General features: G+C 71.0%; 4 protein-coding genes. All 4 read right to left on the bottom strand.

Annotated features, from left to right (window positions below; all coding sequences use genetic code 11):
- Positions 1-62: 62 nt before the first annotated feature.
- Genes JAV51_RS17870 through JAV51_RS17855 form a run of 4 tightly spaced genes read right to left on the bottom strand, consistent with a single transcriptional unit; the run spans position 63 to position 17,036 of the window.
- Positions 63-1,280, bottom strand: a complete 1,218-nt coding sequence (locus JAV51_RS17870; RefSeq protein WP_197321893.1) for a cytochrome P450 — start codon at positions 1,278-1,280, stop codon at positions 63-65.
- 6 nt (positions 1,281-1,286) lie between these two features.
- Positions 1,287-2,027: a 3-oxoacyl-ACP reductase FabG gene (gene fabG, locus JAV51_RS17865; RefSeq protein ID WP_197321892.1), complete on the bottom strand. Its 741-nt coding sequence runs from the start codon at positions 2,025-2,027 to the stop codon at positions 1,287-1,289.
- A gap of 28 nt (positions 2,028-2,055) precedes the next feature.
- A complete protein-coding gene (locus JAV51_RS17860) occupies positions 2,056-11,346 on the bottom strand; it encodes a non-ribosomal peptide synthetase (RefSeq protein WP_197321891.1) in 9,291 nt (3,096 codons plus the stop codon).
- A complete protein-coding gene (locus JAV51_RS17855; protein ID WP_197321890.1) occupies positions 11,343-17,036 on the bottom strand; it encodes a type I polyketide synthase in 5,694 nt (1,897 codons plus the stop codon). The genes JAV51_RS17860 and JAV51_RS17855 overlap by 4 nt, the downstream gene beginning before the upstream one ends.
- Between the last annotated feature and the right edge of the window lie 5 nt (positions 17,037-17,041).

The raw sequence follows: 17,041 nt of genomic DNA, 5'->3' as shown, positions 1-17,041 counted from the left end.
ACCGGGGCGTCGACTGCTACCCCGACAAGGTCGTCACCAGCTCGAACGTCGCGTCGCTCGCCTCACCACCTCACCGGAAGCCGGTGCACTCCGTACACCGCCATGTTCGTTCGCATCGGAGGCTCTTCCGCCTCGGCCAGGCTCAGGTCCGGGAAGCGCTTCAGCAGGGTGCCGAAGCCGATGCGCAGCTCCTGCCGGGCGAGCTGCTGCCCGAGGCACTGGTGGATGCCGTGGCTGAACGTCAGGTGGTGACCCACTCCGCCGCCCGTGACGTCGAGCCGGTCGGGGTCGTCGAACTGCTCGGGGTCGCGGTTGACACTCGGCAGGTGCACGAGCACGGTCTCCCCCGCCCGCACGGGAACGCCCGCGATCTCGACGTCCTCGGTGGGACTGCGCTGCACCCCGACATGCACGACCGTGAGGTAACGCAGCAGTTCCTCGACCGCGCCCTCCAGCAGCGACTCGTCGGCACGCAGCTTGGCGAGCTGGTCCGGGTGCCGCAACAGCGCGTATGTGCCGAGCGAGAGCATGTTGGACGTCGTCTCGTGCCCGGCGACGAGCAGCAGCAGCGTCGCGCCGATGGCCTCGGGCTCGCTGATGTCGTCACCGGCCACCAGGACGCTCAGCACGTCGTCCTCGGGCTCGGCCTTCTTGCGCTGCAACAACTCGCTGACGAGCGCGGTGAGGTCCGCCAGCCCCGCCGACGCCTCCTCCGGCGTGATGTCGAGCCGCAGCAGCTTCTCCGAGTCGCCCTCGAACCGGTCGCGGTCGGCGAGCGGCACCCCGAGCAGTTCACAGATCACCTGCGACGAGAGCGGCACCGAGTAGTCCGTCACGAGGTCCGCGGGCGGTCCCTTGTGGAGCATCGCCTCGGAGCGCTCGGCGGCGATCGCCTCGATCCTCGGCACGAGCTGCCGCATCCGGCGCACCGTGAACTGCCCCATCAACCGCCGCCGGAACCGGGTGTGGTCCGGTGGGTCCATGTGCTCGAACAGCCCGGGGATCCCGGCCTCCATGTCCGAGGGCCGGTCGGACGGGAACGCCAGGTGTTTGTGCGAGGCGGCCGACGAGAATCGCTTGTCGGCGAGGATCTCCCTGGCCTGCTGGTACCCCGTCACCAGCCAACCGCTGTGCCCGTCGGGGAAGGTCATACGGCAGATCGGCCCCTCGGCCCTGGCACTCGCCAGAGCCGAGGGCGGGTCGAACGGGTTCTCCCGCTCCGTCGGCAGCCCGTTGGTGATGGGGCAGCCCGGGCCGGCGTCGGTATCGGTCTTCGACATGGTCTCCTACATTCCGCCGTCGATCTGGAACACGGCTCCGCTGATGTACGCCGCGCGGTCGGAAACCAGGAACGAGATCAGGTCGGCGACCTCGTCCGGGGTGCCGAGCCGACGCAGCGGGATTCGCTGTTTGGCTCGGTCGAGGACCTCGACCGGAAGTGTGCGGACGGGATCGGTGTCGATGAAGCCCGGCGCCACCACGTTCGCCCGGATGCCGTAGCGGCCGACCTCCTTGGCCACCGACTTGGTGAAGGCGACGATGCCCGCCTTCGCCGCCGCGTAGTTGGCCTGCCCCGGATTGCCGTGCAGGCCCGCGATCGACGACAGATTGACGATCACGCCGCCGCGGCGCTTCATCATGCCCTCGACGACGGTACGACAGACGTGGTAGACGCCGTCGAGGTTCGGCCGCAGCACGGCGTTCCAGTCGGCGTCCTCCATCATCGCCAGAGGCATGTCACGCACGACCCCTGCCGAGTTGACCACGGCGGTCAGGGGGCCGAGCGCGTCCTCGGCCCCCTCGACCAGCGCGGCGACCGAGGTCGCGTCCGACACGTCCGTGCGCCGCGCGTACACCCCCGCACCGAGGTCGAGCAGCTCCTTCTCCAACGACCGCGCGGCGTCGGAGTCGGAGACGTAGCAGAAGGCGACGTCGTAGCCGTCCTCGGCGAGCCGGAGCGCGGTGGCGCGACCGATCCCGCGCGATCCTCCGGTGACCAGAGCCACCGGCCTGCGTCCGCCGTTCATCGCGTCCTCCCTTGCGTGCCGTGGAACGTCACCGTCCCGCCTCCGTGTCGTCGACCTCCCGGATGCGGTCACGCAGCTGCGAGACCGTCAGGTGCGGGTTGTGGGCGACGAGGTCGAGCAGCGCGGGCCAGTACCGCACCAGCGCACCCATCACCTCGGGCTCCAGGTAGTCCGGCGAGTACACCCACATGCCCCGCAACGCTCCCTCTCGCTCGCGCGCCACGAGGTAGAGGTCGAGGTTGTGCGGCTCGATCGCGGTGATCAGTTCGGGCAGCGGGCTCTCGTCGCCGACCCGCATGTTCAGCGGCTCGACGTCCAGGTTCTCCAACGTCAGCGAGCTGCCGGGCACCCCGAGCAGGTTCAGCATGAGCCGCAGCGGGAGCTGGTTGCCCTCGCCGATGACCCCGTCGTGCACCAGCGCGCGCAACGGCACGTTCTGGTGCGAGTAGGCGTCGAGTTCCGCCTGGTACACCTGCTGCACCAGCTCGCTGAACGTCGGGTCGTCCTTCATCCGCGAGCGGTTGAGGATCACGTTGATGAACGGGCCGACCATCGACCGGCTCTCCGGACGCTCCCGCCCCGCGAGCGGATGGCTCACCGCGATGTCCGACGCACCCGAGTAGCTGTGCAGGAGCACGTGGAAGGCGGCCATCAGCACCATGAAGAGGGTCACGCCCTCCTTGCGGGCGGCGTCCTTCACCGCGTTCATGACCTCGGCGTCGACCACGAAGCTGTGGCTGTAGCCGTCGACGATCGAGGCCCGCTGGTGCTCGGGCGCCTCGAACGTCAGCGTCCGTGCCGCGCCGTCCAGCTCCTTCCGCCAATGCTCGACGTGCTCGTCGAGCGCCCCCGAGGACAGCAGGTGCTGTTCCCAGGCCGCGTAGTCGAGGTGCTGGACCATCACCTCGGGCAGCGCCGGCGGCCGTTGCGTGGAGTGCGCCGCGTACAGCTCGGTCAGCTCGCTGATGATCACGCTGAAGCCCCAGTGGTCCACCAGGATGTGGTGGGCGACGAGGACGAGAGCGTGTTCGCGTTCGGAGAGTCGGACCAGGTGTCCGCGCACGAGACGACCGTCCTCGATACGCCACGGCGTCTCGGTCTCCGTCTGCAGCAACGCGTGGAGGCGTTCCTGTCGGGTGGCCTCGTCGAGGTCGCTGAAGTCGGCCTTCGCGATCGGCCACACGGGTCGGCCATCGGCGAACTGGATGGTCGCGGACCCCCGGTAGACGTACCGGGTGCGGAGGATGTCGTGGCGGACGACGAGGTCGTCCAGGCTCCGCTCCAGTGCCTCGACGTCGAGGTCGCCGCGCACCCGCCAGGCGACGATGACGCCGTGGTGGGCGTGGTTCGGTCCGACCGGCTGCAGGAGGAACTCCAGCTGGCCGAACGTCAGTCCCACCCCGCCACTGCGGTCGCCGGTGGGAATCGGCGAGTGCAGCGGGTCGTCGGCGACACCGGTCGACGTCGTCTCGGGCTCGTCCGCCTCGATCTCGACGAGCCGCTCGTCGACCGCCTGCGCGCAGCGGGTGATGGCCCGCAGTGCCTCGAACCACGCGTCGGCGAGCTCCCGCACGTCGTCCTCGGTGAGCAGCGAGCTCGCCCAGCTCCAGTTCGCGGTGAGCCGCGGACCGTCCGGGCCGTCCTGCGTGACCGCGTTGACCTCCAGCGGGTGGGTGAGCGGCCGGACGGCCGCCGCACCCGGCGCGGCACCGTCACCCGGCTCGTCCTTCGGCGGCAGCCAGGGCGTCTCCTCCTCGGTCACGGGCACACGGCCGAGGTAGTTGAACAGCACGTCGGGGGTGGGCAACTCGGCGAGTTCCGAGGCGCTCTCGGGGTCGAGATACCGCAGCACGCCGTAGCCGAGCCCCTTGTCGGGAACCTGGCGCAACCGCTTGCCCGTGCCCACGACGGCCTGGGCGAGTTCGCCGCGCGCCTCGGTCACGGCCTCCCACGACAGCGCGCCGGCGTCGAGGCTCACCGGGTAGATGCTGGTGAACCACCCCACCGTGCGGGAGAGGTCCACACCCTCGACGACCTGCTCGTGCCTGCCGTGGCTCTCCACGTCCACCACCACGGAAGCACTCTCGCCGGACCGGCGTTCCCGCCACCGCGCGACCGCGATCCCGAAGGCGGTCAGCAGCACGTCCTGGATGCCGCTGCGGAAGGTCCCCGGCACCCCGGTCACCAGCGGCGAGGTGTCCTCGACCGGCAGGCTGACGCTCAGCCTGCCCTCGGTTCCGGTCACGTCGCGCTCCGGGTCCAGCCGACCGGCCACCACCGGGGTGACGTCGTTCAGGACGCCCCGCCAGTGCGGCAACTCGGCCCGGTACGCGGCGCGCGCGGACTCGGAGGCGACCCGACCGGCCCACCCACGCAGCGACGTCCCGACCTTCGGCAACTCCGGTGTGCGGCCCTCCACGACGGCGTCCCACGCGGCGGCCAGGTCGGCGAGCAGGACGCGCCACGACACACCGTCGACCACGAAGTGGTGGACGGCCAGCAGCAACCTGCCCGGCCGGTCGCCGGTGTCGAACCACACCGCCTGCACCATCACGCCCGCCTCGGGGTCGAGCCGGAGCTTGGCCGCGGCCGACTCCTCGGCGATGCGGGCGGCCGGGTCCGACTCCTCCGCGAGCTCGACACGACGCAGGAGGTCGGAGGCTCGCACGGTGCCGGGCTCGGCCGCGTGCAGCGACCACCCGCCGTCCGCGTCCACCGCCAGGTGCGTCCGCAGGGCGTCGTGGTGGTCGAGCACGGCCTGCAACGCCGTCGTCAGCCGCTCCTCGTCGACGTCCCGGGGCAGGACGACCGTGGCCGACAGGTCGAAGCCGACGACCGAGCCGCCGAGCTGCCGCTGCCGTTCCATGACCGGCAGCAGCGGAATCTCGCCCGTACCGATGTCCTCGACCACCGGAGCGGCCTCGGCCACCGGGGTCGCCACCTCCGCGAGGCCCGCGACGGTCTGATGGGTGAAGACGTCGCGGACCGTGAACACGAAGCCCGCCTCCCGCGCACGGGCCACGAGCTGGGTCGCCTGGATGCTGTCGCCACCGAGGTCGAAGAAGCCCACCTCGGCCCCGACGTCCGGCACACCGAGCACCTCGGTGAACACCTCGCTCAGCGCGCGCTCCACCGGTGTGCTCGCCGCCCGCGACTCCGCGTCGGCGCCGAGTTCGGGGTCCGGCAGCGCTCGACGGTCGATCTTGCCGTTCGGGGTGAGGGGGAACTCGTCGAGCACCATCACCGCGACCGGAACCATGTACTGCGGCAACCGCTCGGCGACGTACGCCCGCAGTGCCGCCGGTTCGGCCTGCTCGCCGTCGGTGAGCACGACGTAGCCGACGAGGTCCTTGCCACCGGTCGGCTTCCGGCGCACCACCACGGTCGCGTTCGCCACGGCCGGGTGCGTCTCCAGCACGCTCTCGATCTCGCCGGGCTCGATCCGGAAGCCACGGATCTTCACCTGGTTGTCGGTGCGGCCCAGGTACTCCAGCTGCCCGTTCGGACGCCAGCGGACGAGGTCACCGGTGCGGTACATCCGCTCGCCCGGAGCGCCGAACCGGGACGCGACGAAGCGCTGTGCCGTCAACCCCGGCTGGCCCAGATACCCCCTGGCCAGGCCCTCACCGGCCAGGTACAGCTCGCCCGGGACCCCGACGGGCACCGGCCGCAGGCCCTCGTCGAGCACGTACGCACGGGTGTCGTCCATGGCCCGACCGATCGGTACCACTCCGTCCACGATGGACTCCAGTGGTTGGAGGACGACGAAGGTGGTCGTCTCCGTCGGACCGTAGATGTTCACCAGCCTCGTGTCCGGGCACGACTCCAGCGCCTTCGTGATGATCGCCGGGGAGTGCGCCTCACCACCGGTGAGGATCTCGCGGATGCCCGCCAGCGCCGTGGGCGCGCGTTCGACCAGCAGGTTGAACAACGCGGTCGTGAAGAAGGCGGCCGTGACGTCGTTCTCGGTGATGGTCCTGACCAACGTGTCGGGATCCAGCTCACCCGCGGGAGCCACGACGACGTGGCCACCGGAGAGCAGCGGAACCCACATCTCGTAGGTCGAGGCGTCGAAGGCCGTCGGCGAGTGCATCAACACCCGCTCGTGGCGACCGCTGCGCCACACGTGGTCGGCGGCGAGGGCCGCCACGTTGCGATGCGTCACGGTGACGCCCTTCGGCCGCCCGGTGGAGCCGGAGGTGTACATGACGTAGACCGCCTTCTCGGGCGAGACCGTCGCGACCTCCAGCGTGGCCGGGTCGCCGGCCTCGTCGTGGTCGGCGGTCACGTCGAGGACGTGGACGCCCTCGGTGTCCGGAAGGTCGTTCTCCGACCCGTCGACGAGCAACACCGTCGCGCCGGTGTCCTCCATGATCATGCGCATGCGCGACCGCGGATAGCGCGCATCGAGGGGGACGTAGACGCCACCGGCCTTGACCACGGCCAGGATCGCCACCACGAGCCGGATCGAACGCTCCATGAGCAGACACACCGCGCTGTCACCGTCGCCGGTGCCCACTCCCAGTGCCCGCAGCCGCAGGGCGAGCCGGTCGGAGGCCTCGGACAGCTCGGCGTAGGTCAACCGCTCGGAGCCGCAGCTGATCGCGACGGCGTCCGGGGTGCGGGCGACCTGCGCCCGGAACAGCTCGGGCAGTCCCTCGTCCGGCACCGTCGACGTGGTGCCGTTCCACTCCTCCAGCACCCGGTGCCGCTCGCCGGAGGTCAGCAGGTCGACCTTGCCGATCGGCTGATCCGGGTCGGCCACCATCGCGAGCAGGACCCGGCGCAGTCGCTGCACCATCGTCCGCACCGTCTCCGCGTCGAAGACGTCCGCGTTGTACTCGATACCGCCGTCGAGGCCACGCGGGCTGCCGTCGGTGTCGAGGTGTTCGTAGAGCAGGAACGACAGGTCCATCCTGGCCGTCTTCGTACCGACGACCATCGGTTCGGCCGTGACGCCCGGCAGGTCCAACGTCTCGTCGGACACGGTCTGCCACGACAGCATGACCTGGATCAGCGGGTGGTGCGCCATCGACCGGGTCGGCCGCAGGCTGTCCACCAGTGCGTCGAACGGGATGTCGCGGTGCGCCAGCGCGTCGAGGGTCCGTTCCCGGACCGCCGCGAGCAGCTCCCGGAACGTCTGCCGGTCCGACAGCCGGTGGCGCAGCACGAGGGTGTTGGTGAAGAAGCCGATGAGGTTCTCGGTGGCCTCGTCGTCGCGTCCGGCGTTCGCCACGCCGAGGGGGATGTCGTCGCCCGCGCCGAGCCGACCGAGCAGCACGGCCAGCGCGGCGTCGAGCACCATGAACATGCTGACGTCGCACTCGCGGGCCACCCGGGCCAGACCTTCGTGCAGCTTGTCGTCCCAGCGGAACGTGAGCGTGTCGCCCTCGTGGGACGCCTCGGCCGGGTAGGGCCGGTCGGTGGGCAGCTCGATGCGCTCCGGCAGTCCGGCCAGCTCGCGACGCCAGTAGTCCAGCTGCCGGGTCCACGTGCTGTCGGGCTCCTCGGCCGAACCGAGGAACTCGCGCTGCCACAACGTGTAGTCCGCGTACTGGACGGGCAGCGGCTCCCAGCCGGGCTGCTCGCCTGCGCAGCGGGCCCGGTAGGCGACGGCGAGCTCGTGCCGCAACGGCGCCAGAGACCAACCGTCGGCCGCGATGTGGTGCACGACCACGGCCAGCACGTGCGTGTCGGGTTCGACGGCGAACAGCTCCGCGTACAGCGGGATCTCCGTGGCGAGGTCGAACGTGTGACGCACCGAGGCGGCCACGGCCTCGTCGACCTCGTCCTCCCCCACCTCCGTCACGGGCAGCGAGGGACGCGCCTGCTCGGGAGCGAGCACGCGCTGGCACGGCGCCCCGGTGGTCTCCGGGAAGACCGTGCGCAGCGACTCGTGCCGGGCGACGACGTCGGCGAGCGCGGCACGGAGACCGTCCACGTCCAACTCGCCGGACAGGCGCAGCACCATCGGCAGGTTGTACGTGGGCGACGGGCCTTCCATCTGGTGGAGGAACCACAGCCGCCGCTGGGCGAAAGACAGCGGCAGTGAGTCGGGCCTCGGCATCGGCCGCAGCGCGGGGCGCGTGTCGGTGTCCTCCTCACGCAGCAGCTCGGCCAGCTCCGCCACGGTCGGCTTCTCGAACAGGCTGCGCACCGGCAGCTCGACGTCGAGCGTCGCCCGGATTCGCGACACGAGTCGCGTCGCGAGCAGCGAATGCCCGCCCAGGGCGAAGAAGCTGTCGTCGATGCCGACCTCGGGCACGCCGAGCACCTGGGAGAACAGCTCGCACAGCGTCTTCTCCTCGGCGGTGCGCGGTGCCACGTAGGTCCGCTCGCCGCCCTGCCTGCTCATCTCGGGTGCGGGCAGTGCGTTGCGGTCGGTCTTGCCGCTCGGCGTCCTCGGCAGCGCGTCCAGCAGGACGAACGCGGACGGGACCATGTAGTCGGGCAGCTTCGCCGCGAGCGCGCTGCGCAACTGCCTGCGCACCTCGTCCTCGGAGCCCGCGGCGGGGTCCGGCACGACGTAGGCGACGAGGCGCTGGTCGCCCGGGACGTCCTCGCGGACGACGACCACTGTGTCCTTCACCTGCTCCTGCCACAGCAGGACGGACTCGATCTCGCCCAGCTCGATGCGGTACCCGCGGAGCTTGACCTGGTGGTCCAGTCGACCGAGGTAGTCGATCCGGCCGTCGGCCCTGCGCCGCACGAGGTCTCCGGTGCCGTACAGCCAGTCGGTGATCTCGGAGTCGAAGGGGTTGTCGACGAAACGTTCGGCGGTCAGCTCGGGCCGGTTGAGGTAACCCCGCGCGAGCCCCGCGCCCCCGATGAACAGCTCACCGGGCACACCCGGCGGGACGGGCCGCCCCTCGGCGTCGAGAATGTGCACCTCGGTGTTGGCGATCGGGCCGCCGATGGTGATGGTGTCGTCGACGATCCGGGTGCCCAGCGAGTAGATCGTGGTCTCGGTGGGGCCGTACATGTTCCACAGGTCCACGCCCTTCGCGCGCAGTCTGCGGGCCAGGTCCGGCGGCAGCGCCTCACCGCAGATCAACCCGCGCAAGCCCGGACGGCCCTGCCAGCCTGCGTCGAGCAGCATCCGCCACGTGGACGGCGTCGCCTGCATCATCGTCGCGCCGGTCACGGCCATCTCGTCGGCCAGCAGCTTGCCGTCGGTGGCCACCTCGCGGGTGGCCAGCACCACGCGCGCCCCCTCGACGAGGGGCAGCAGCAGTTCGAGGGTGGCGATGTCGAACGACAGGGTGGTCACCGCGAGCAGACTGTCGTCGGCGTCGATGCCCGGCCATTCCTTCATCGCGTGGAAGAGGTTGTGCAGGGCGCGGTGCGGAAGCTGGACGCCCTTCGGGCGCCCCGTCGAACCCGACGTGTAGATGACATAGGCGAGGTCGTCGCCGGAGACCTCCACGGCGGGCCGCTCGGCGGACTCCTCGGCCAGCTCCGCGGCGAGCTCGTCGACGCACAGCTTGGTGGCCTTCGACTCCGGCAGGTTCGGCTTCACCGACGACTCCGTGAGCAGCACGGGCAGCTCGGAGTCCTCCAGCATGAACGCCATGCGGTCGGGCGGCAGCTTGGGGTCGAGCGGCACGTAGGCCCCGCCCGCCTTCAACACGGCCAGCACGGCGACGACCATGTCGAGCGACCGTTCGAGGCTGACGCCCACCAGCACGTCGCGCCCCACGCCGTGCCGCCGGAGACGGTGGGCCAACCGGTTCGCGGCGGTGTCGAGCTCGGCGTAGGTCAGCGTCCTGCCCTCGCAGTACACCGCCTCCTTGTCCGGCCTCGTGTCGGCCTGCCCCTCGATGCGCTCGTGGGTGAGCCGCCGGTCGGACCAGTCGCGTCGGGTGTCCTCCCGTTCCTGCCGCTGTTGCCGCTCCTCTTCCTCCGTGAGCAGCGCGATGTCGAGAATCGGCTGGTCGGGGTCGGTGAGCAGGTTGTCGATCAGCACCTTCAGGTGGGCGCCCAGCCGGTCGATGGTGGCGGCGTCGAACAGCTCGCTGTTGTACTCGAAGTAGCCGTCGAGGCCGTCGGCCCGCTCGAACACCTGGAGTTCGAGGTCGAACCGCGCGGTCGTGCTCTCCACGTCCATCAGTTCGAGCCGCAGACCACCCACGTCGAACTCCGGCACCGGGATGTTCTGGAACACGAACGAGACCTGGAAGATCGGCGAGCGGGACAGGTCCCGCTCCGGGCACAGCTCCTCCACGAGACGGTCGAACGGCACCTCCTGGTGCGCGAACCCCTGGAGGCACACCTGGCGCACGCGGCCGAGCAGCTCCGCGAACGACGGGTTGCCGGACACGTCGTTGCGCAGCGCGAGCGTGTTCACGAAGTAGCCGATGAGCGGCTCGACCTCGGCCTGACCCCGGTTCGCGACCGGCACGCCGACCACGATGTCGTCCTCCCGGCTGTACCGGTGGAGCAGCACGACGTAGGCCGCGAGCATGGTCATGAACGGGGTGACACCCATCCGCTGGCTCAGCTCGCGCACCCGGTCCATCTGCGCGGCCGACAAGTGGAACGGCCGCGACCCACCGCGGCTGGACAGCACGGCGGGCCGCGGCCTGTCTGTGGGCAGTTCGAGGATCGGCGGCGCGCCCTCGAGCGACTGCTTCCAGTAGTCCACTTCGGCCGCGAAGGCCGGTCCGGACAACTTCTTGCGCTGCCACGAGGCGTAGTCGGCGTACTGCACGGGCAGCTTCGGCAGTTCGGCCTTCGAGCCGGTGACCTCGGCCTGGTAGAGCGTCACGAGCTCCCCGAACAGCACGGAGGTCGACCACAGGTCGGCGACGATGTGGTGCATCGTCAGCAACAGGACGTGTTCGTCGTCGGCGAGCCGCAGGAACCGCATCCGCATCAACGGGCCCTTGCCCAGGTCGAAGGGCCGAGCGAACTCCTTGCGTGCCAGCTCCTTGATGCCGGCCTCGCCGTCGGGGCCGTGCAGGTGGGCACAGTCGACGACGGTCAGCTCAAGCTCGCCCGTGTCGTGCACCACCTGCACGGGCTCGCCGTCCACCTCGTCGAACGTCGTGCGCAGCGACTCGTGGCGGCGGGTGATCTCGGCGAGGCACCGCCGCCAGAGGTCGATGTCCAGCTTGCCGTGCACGCGCACGGCCGCCGACACGTTGTACGCGGAGCTGCCCGGGTCGAGCTGGTCGAGGAACCACATGCGCTGCTGCGGGAACGAGGCGGGGAACCGGCGCCTGCGCACCGGGGACTTGGTGCCGCGCTTGCGCAGCCGCTCCGCCAGCAACGCGCGCTTCTCGGCGGGTGAGAGACTGCTCAGGTCGATGTCGGTCATGCGCCGTACTCCTGGTCCTCGGTCTCCGCGCCGGCCTCGGCGGCGAGGAGTTCTTGCAGCTGGGCTTCCACTTCCGCGTCCGACAGGTCGTCCACGTCGGCCGGGTCGACGGGCTCCTCACGACGCAACGCCGGGATCCGTTCCTCGGCACCCGCACCGGCGGTGTCGGCGGACAGCAGGGTCACGGTGTTGGCCACCGTCGGCGCCTCGAAGAACCGACGGAGGTCGAGTTCGACACCGAACCGGTTCTGCACCTTCGTGCCGATCTGCACGGCGGCGAGCGAATGTCCGCCGAGAGCGAAGAAGTCGTCGTTCAGACCGACCTCGTCGATGCCCAGCACCTCCTGCCAGATGGCCGCCACGGCGCGTTCCTCCTCCGTCTCCGGGGCGACAAACGGCGTCGGCAGGTCGGGCCGGGGGTGGCTGCCGGACTTCGGGGCGAGGTCGTCGAGTTCCCGCGCGAGCAGCGCGGGCGTGATGGTGCGGGACAACGCGCGCAGGGTGTCGAAGTCGCGATGCGCGACCACGACCTGGTCGGGCACGTCCGCGGCCAGGATTCTGGCGAACGCGGCCTTGCCGTCCGCCTCGCTGATCCCGTGGGCGAGCGCCTGCAGCGTCCCGGACACACCGTCCACCGACGTGCCGGCGTCGCCATCGACCTGCGGGGCCGACACCGACCGCTCGATCTGCTCGCGGAGACCGAGGAGGTCGTTGATCCGCTTGATCGAGAAGCCGGTGATGCGGACGAGCAGCAGACCGTCCGGGTCGTAGATGTCGAGGTCGCAGGTGAGGGTCTCACCCGAGGCGTCCGCCGACTCCAGCATCCGGACCACGCAGTGCACCGTGCTCGTCATCGGGTGCAGCACCCGCAGACTGCGGTAGGTGAACGGCAGGTAGTAGGTCTCCGGAGCGTTCACCCGCGCCGTTCCGCCCGCGACGTCGAGCAGTGCCGGGTGCAGGACGTAGGAGTCGAGGTCGGCGGCGAACTCGTCGTCGAGCCGCAGGGTCGCGAAGACCCCGTTCTCCCCGACCCGGATCTCGCGCATGCATTCCCAGCGCGGACCGAAGGAGAACTCGATCGGCCCGCCCTTCTCGAAGCGGTCGAGCCGCAGGGCCTGCTTCACCTTGCGTTCGGTGTCGAGGATCTCCGTGATCGCGCAGTCGGCCAGCAGTCGGTCGAGGTCCTCGCGGACGTCGTCCTCCCGCTCCCGCAGCACCGCCGAACCGGTGGCGTGTTCCTGCCAGTTGCCGTCCTCGGCGCGGCTGCGCACCGTGAACCGCCAGGACGAGGGGTCGGCCGGGCTCCGCTCGATGGTGGTGTAGACCTCGCGGGTCTGACCGTCCGGCACGACGACCGGCATCGGGTACACGACGTCGCGAATCTCCACGTCCCGGTCGGCGTCCTCGGCACCGACGGCCGCCCGCACGAGCTCCAGGTAGGTGGTACCGGGCACGAGCCCGTGGCCCATGATCCGGTGGTCCGCCACGATCCACGTGTCCGCCGTGCTGAAGACGGTGGAGTAGGTGCGGGCGTCGGCCGACGAGCTGACGAGCCGGGCGAGCAACGGGTGCTCCGGGGCCGGTCCGTCACCGTGGCCGCCCACGTCGGACACGAGCCCGGCCGCCATCCCGACGTCGCGCCAGGTGTCCCACTCGACCGCCGTGACCGGAGCGCCGTGTTCCTGTCGCTTCCACTGCGCGAAGGCGTCGAGGAAGGCGTTGGCGGCGCAGTAGTCGCTCTGTCCCGGACCACCCAACGTGGCGGTCACCGACGAGCAGAGCAGCAGGAAGTCCAGCTCCTCGGAGTTACACACCTGGTCGAGCACCAGGGTGCCGACCGTCTTGGCGGCCATGACCTCCTCGGCCTCGGCCGGGGTCTTGCCCGCCATCATGCCGCGGGAGGGCAGCCCGGCGGTGTGGACGACGCCGTGCAACCCGCCTCCCACACGACGCAGCTCGGCGACGGCGGCCTCCGTCGCTGCCCGGTCGGTGACGTCGGCCCGCAGGACCACGGGACGTGCCCCCTGGTCGCGCAACCCGCGCAGCCGTCGAATGCGGACACTCGTCGGGTCGTTCTCCTCGTGGGCGGCCAGCCACGTGTCCCAGTCCTTCTCGCCGGGGAAGGACGAACGGGACAGCAGTCCGAGCACGGGCCGCTCCGCGTCCCGCGCGATCACCTCGGCCATCGCGAGGCCGAGCCCGCCGAGACCACCGGTGATCAGGTAGACGCCGTCGTCCCGCAGCACCGGGCCGTCGCGCCGCTCGGCCGGCTCCAGGGCGTCGAACTGCCGCGCCCACCAGTGGCGGCCGCGCAACGCGAGCTGATCCTCGTCGCTTCGCCGGGTCAGCACCGACAGCAGGGCGTCCACGGTCCGGTCGCCCGCGTCGGGGACTCCCACGTCGAGCACGCGGCACCGCGTGTCCGGGGTCTCCTGCGGCAACACCGTCGCGGGCCCGAGCACGAGGGCGTTGGCGGGGTCGAGCGTCTCCGTGCCCGTCACCCCGAACACGCCCGTGCACAGCACGTCCACCGACACCTCCACGCCGGGCCGGGCGTCCGTGACGCCCTGCGCGAGCGCGAGCACGGCATCGAAACCCGCGCGCCGGGCCGTGTCGAGGCGGGCGACGTCGAGGTCGTTCGGGGCCGCGACGTCGGCGACGGCTCCGAGGTGCACGATCCGGATCGCCGAGGGGGCGTCGTCGGCGAGCGCGGTCACCAGCCGGGCGAGGTGCTCACGGTCGGTGACGTCGAGGGTCCACGCGCCCTCGCCGCCGTCGAGGCTCGTGCCGGGCGTGACCCGCACGACCGACGCGCCTCGGTCGGCCAGGCGTCGTGCCAGTGCCTCACCGAGGTCGGTGTCGGTGCCCACGACCGCCCAGACGGCGTTCGGGTCGAGCTCGGCCGCCGCGATCGGCGGCAGTCGGCGCCAGCCGGGCGTGTAGAACGACTCGCCGGAACGCTCGACCTCGGCGGGGCGCGCCTGGCGGTTCTCCGTGGCGTCCAACCAGTAGCGCTGCCGCTGGAAGGCGTACGTGGGCAGGGAGAGCAGCCGGTGGGTGTCCGCGTCGTAGCGGGAGGACCAGTCGACGGGCACGCCCGCGCACCACGCCCCGCCGACACCGGCCAGGAAGTACTCGTGGTCGTCCTTCGGCTCGTTCGGGTGCGGCAGCGACCCCAGGACGGTGCGGCCGTCCCGCCACGCCTCGTGTCCGCGCGCGAACCCGCTCAGCGTGGTGCCGGGGCCGACCTCGACGGCGACGAGGTCCGGGTCGGCCAGCAGCTCGTCGAGCGCTGCGGCGAACCGCACGGGCTCCCGCAGGTGCCGTCCCCAGTACTCGGGGTCAGTCGCCTCGGCGTCGGTGATCAGCTCGCCGCTCACGTCCGAGAAGAACGGGATCGTGGGCGCGTTCAGCGTCACGCCTCGCGCCTCGGCCACGAACGGCGCCACCGCACCGTCCATGTCGGCCGAGTGGAACGCGTGCGAAGTGTGCAGTACGCGGCACGAGATGCCGGCGTCCTTCAACCGCCGCTGCAGCGCCTCCACCGCCTCGGTCCGTCCGGCGACGACGCTCAGCCCCGACGAGTTGACCGCGGCGAGGCTCAGTCCGTCGTCCAACCAGTCGACGACCTCACGCTCGGACAGGAACACCGAGAGCATCGACCCGCCGGGCATGGACTGCACCAGCCGTCCGCGCGCCGCGACGAGTCGTGTGGCGTCCTCCAGCGAGAACACCCCGGCCAGACAGGCGGCGACGTACTCACCGATGCTGTGGCCCGCCATGACGTCGGGCCGCACGCCCCAGCTCGCCCACAACATGGCCAGCGCGTACTCCACCGCGAACAGCGCGGGCTGCGCGAACTCCGTGCGGGTCAGCCGGACACTCGCCTCGTCGGCGTCGACGTCCGGGTAGACCAGCGTCCGCAGGTCCTCGCCGAGGTGCGGGGCGAACAGGTCCGCGCACCGGTCGAACTCCTCGCGGAACACGGGTTCGCGGCGGTACAGCGAGCGGGCCATGCCGACGTACTGGGTGCCCTGTCCGGGGAAGAGGAACGCCACCCGGGGCTTGCCCGACGACGCGACCGTCGCGACCTGGCGACCCTCGGCCAGCTCCCGCAGCGCGCGGACCGCGTCCTCGCGGTCCCGGCACACCACGGCGTGGCGCTGCTCGAAACCGAGCCTGCGGCGCGACAAGGTATAGGTCACGTCGCCGAGATCGATCTCGGCGTCACGGTCGAGGTGGTCGGCCAGTCGACCGGCGCCCTCGGCCAGCGCCTTCGGCGACTTCGCCGCCAGCGGCAACAGCCACGCGGACTCCTCCCGGCGGTTCACCGGCACCGAAGGCGCCTCGCCCGCCTCCTCCAACACCACGTGTACGTTCGTGCCGCCGATGCCGAAGGAGCTGACCCCCGCCCTGCGCGGCTCGGGCCCCGAGGGCCACGGACGAAGTTCGGTGTTGACGTAGAACGGGCTCGACTCCAACTCCAGCTCGGGGTTGGCCTCGGAGTGCATGATGCTCGGCGGGATGACACCCTCGCGCAACGCGAGCACGGTCTTGATGAACCCGGTGACGCCCGCCGCGGCGTCGAGGTGACCGACGTTGCTCTTCACCGAGCCGAGCGCGCAGATCCCCTTGTCCTGTGTGCTCTCGCGGAACACCTTGGTCAGCGCGGCGACCTCGATCGGGTCGCCGAGCGGGGTGCCCGTGCCGTGCGTCTCCAGGTAGCCCGCGGTGGCCGGGTCGGCGTCGGCCACGGCCCACGCCTCGGCGACGACCTGCGCCTGTCCCTCCACGCTCGGGGCGGTGTAGCCGGCCTTCAGCGAGCCGTCGTTGTTGACGGCCGTCGCCCGGATGACGGCGTCGACCCGGTCGCCCTCGGCCCGCGCGTCGGCCAGCCTGCGCAGCACCACCACGCCGACACCGTTGCCGGGCACGGTGCCCCCGGCGTCGGCGTCGAAGGCCCGGCAGTGTCCGTCCGGGGAGAGGATGCCGCCCTTCTCGTAACGGTAGCCGTTCTTGAGCGGGGTCGAGACCGACACGCCACCCGCGATGGCGATCTCGCACTCGCCGTTCAACAGGCTCTGCGTCGCCAGGTGGATCGCCGTCAACGACGTCGAGCACGCCGTCTGCACGGTGACGCTCGGACCGGTGAGGCCGAGCTTGTAGGAGACTCGGGTGGCGAGGAAGTCCTTGTCGTTGGCCAGCATCATCTGGTACAGGCCGCTCGACTCCACCGCCGCGTCGTTGCGGGAGGCGTTGAACAGCAGGTACGACCCCACGCCGGACCCCGCGAACAGGCCGATCCGACCCGAGTACGTGTGCGGGTCGATCCCGACCGTCTCCAGGGCCTCCCACACGCACTCCAGGAACACCCGGTGCTGCGGGTCGAGCAGCTCGGCCTCGCGGGGGCTGAAACCGAAGAAGCTCGCGTCGAAGAGGTCGGCGTCGGCGAGCACCCCCTTCGCCGGGACGAAGTCGTCGCGCTCGATCTCCTCGCGGGGAACACCCGCCTCGATCAGCTCGTCCTCGGAGAGCCGGCTGATGCCCTCCTTGCCGTCCTTGAGGTTCTGCCAGAAGGTCTCGACGTCGGGGGCACCGGGGAAACGCCCCGCCATGCCGATGACCGCGACGTGGTCGAGGTCGGCGTTCTCGGCGCCGGCCTCGGTACCGACGCTGTCCGTCCGTGTCATAGTCC

Origin of the sequence: Saccharomonospora sp. NB11, assembly GCF_015910535.1 — a bacterium.
Taxonomy (GTDB): Bacteria; Actinomycetota; Actinomycetes; order Mycobacteriales; family Pseudonocardiaceae; genus Saccharomonospora.
The sequence above is the reverse complement of the archived record's forward strand: the minus strand, read 5'-3'. Positions and strand labels throughout refer to the sequence as shown.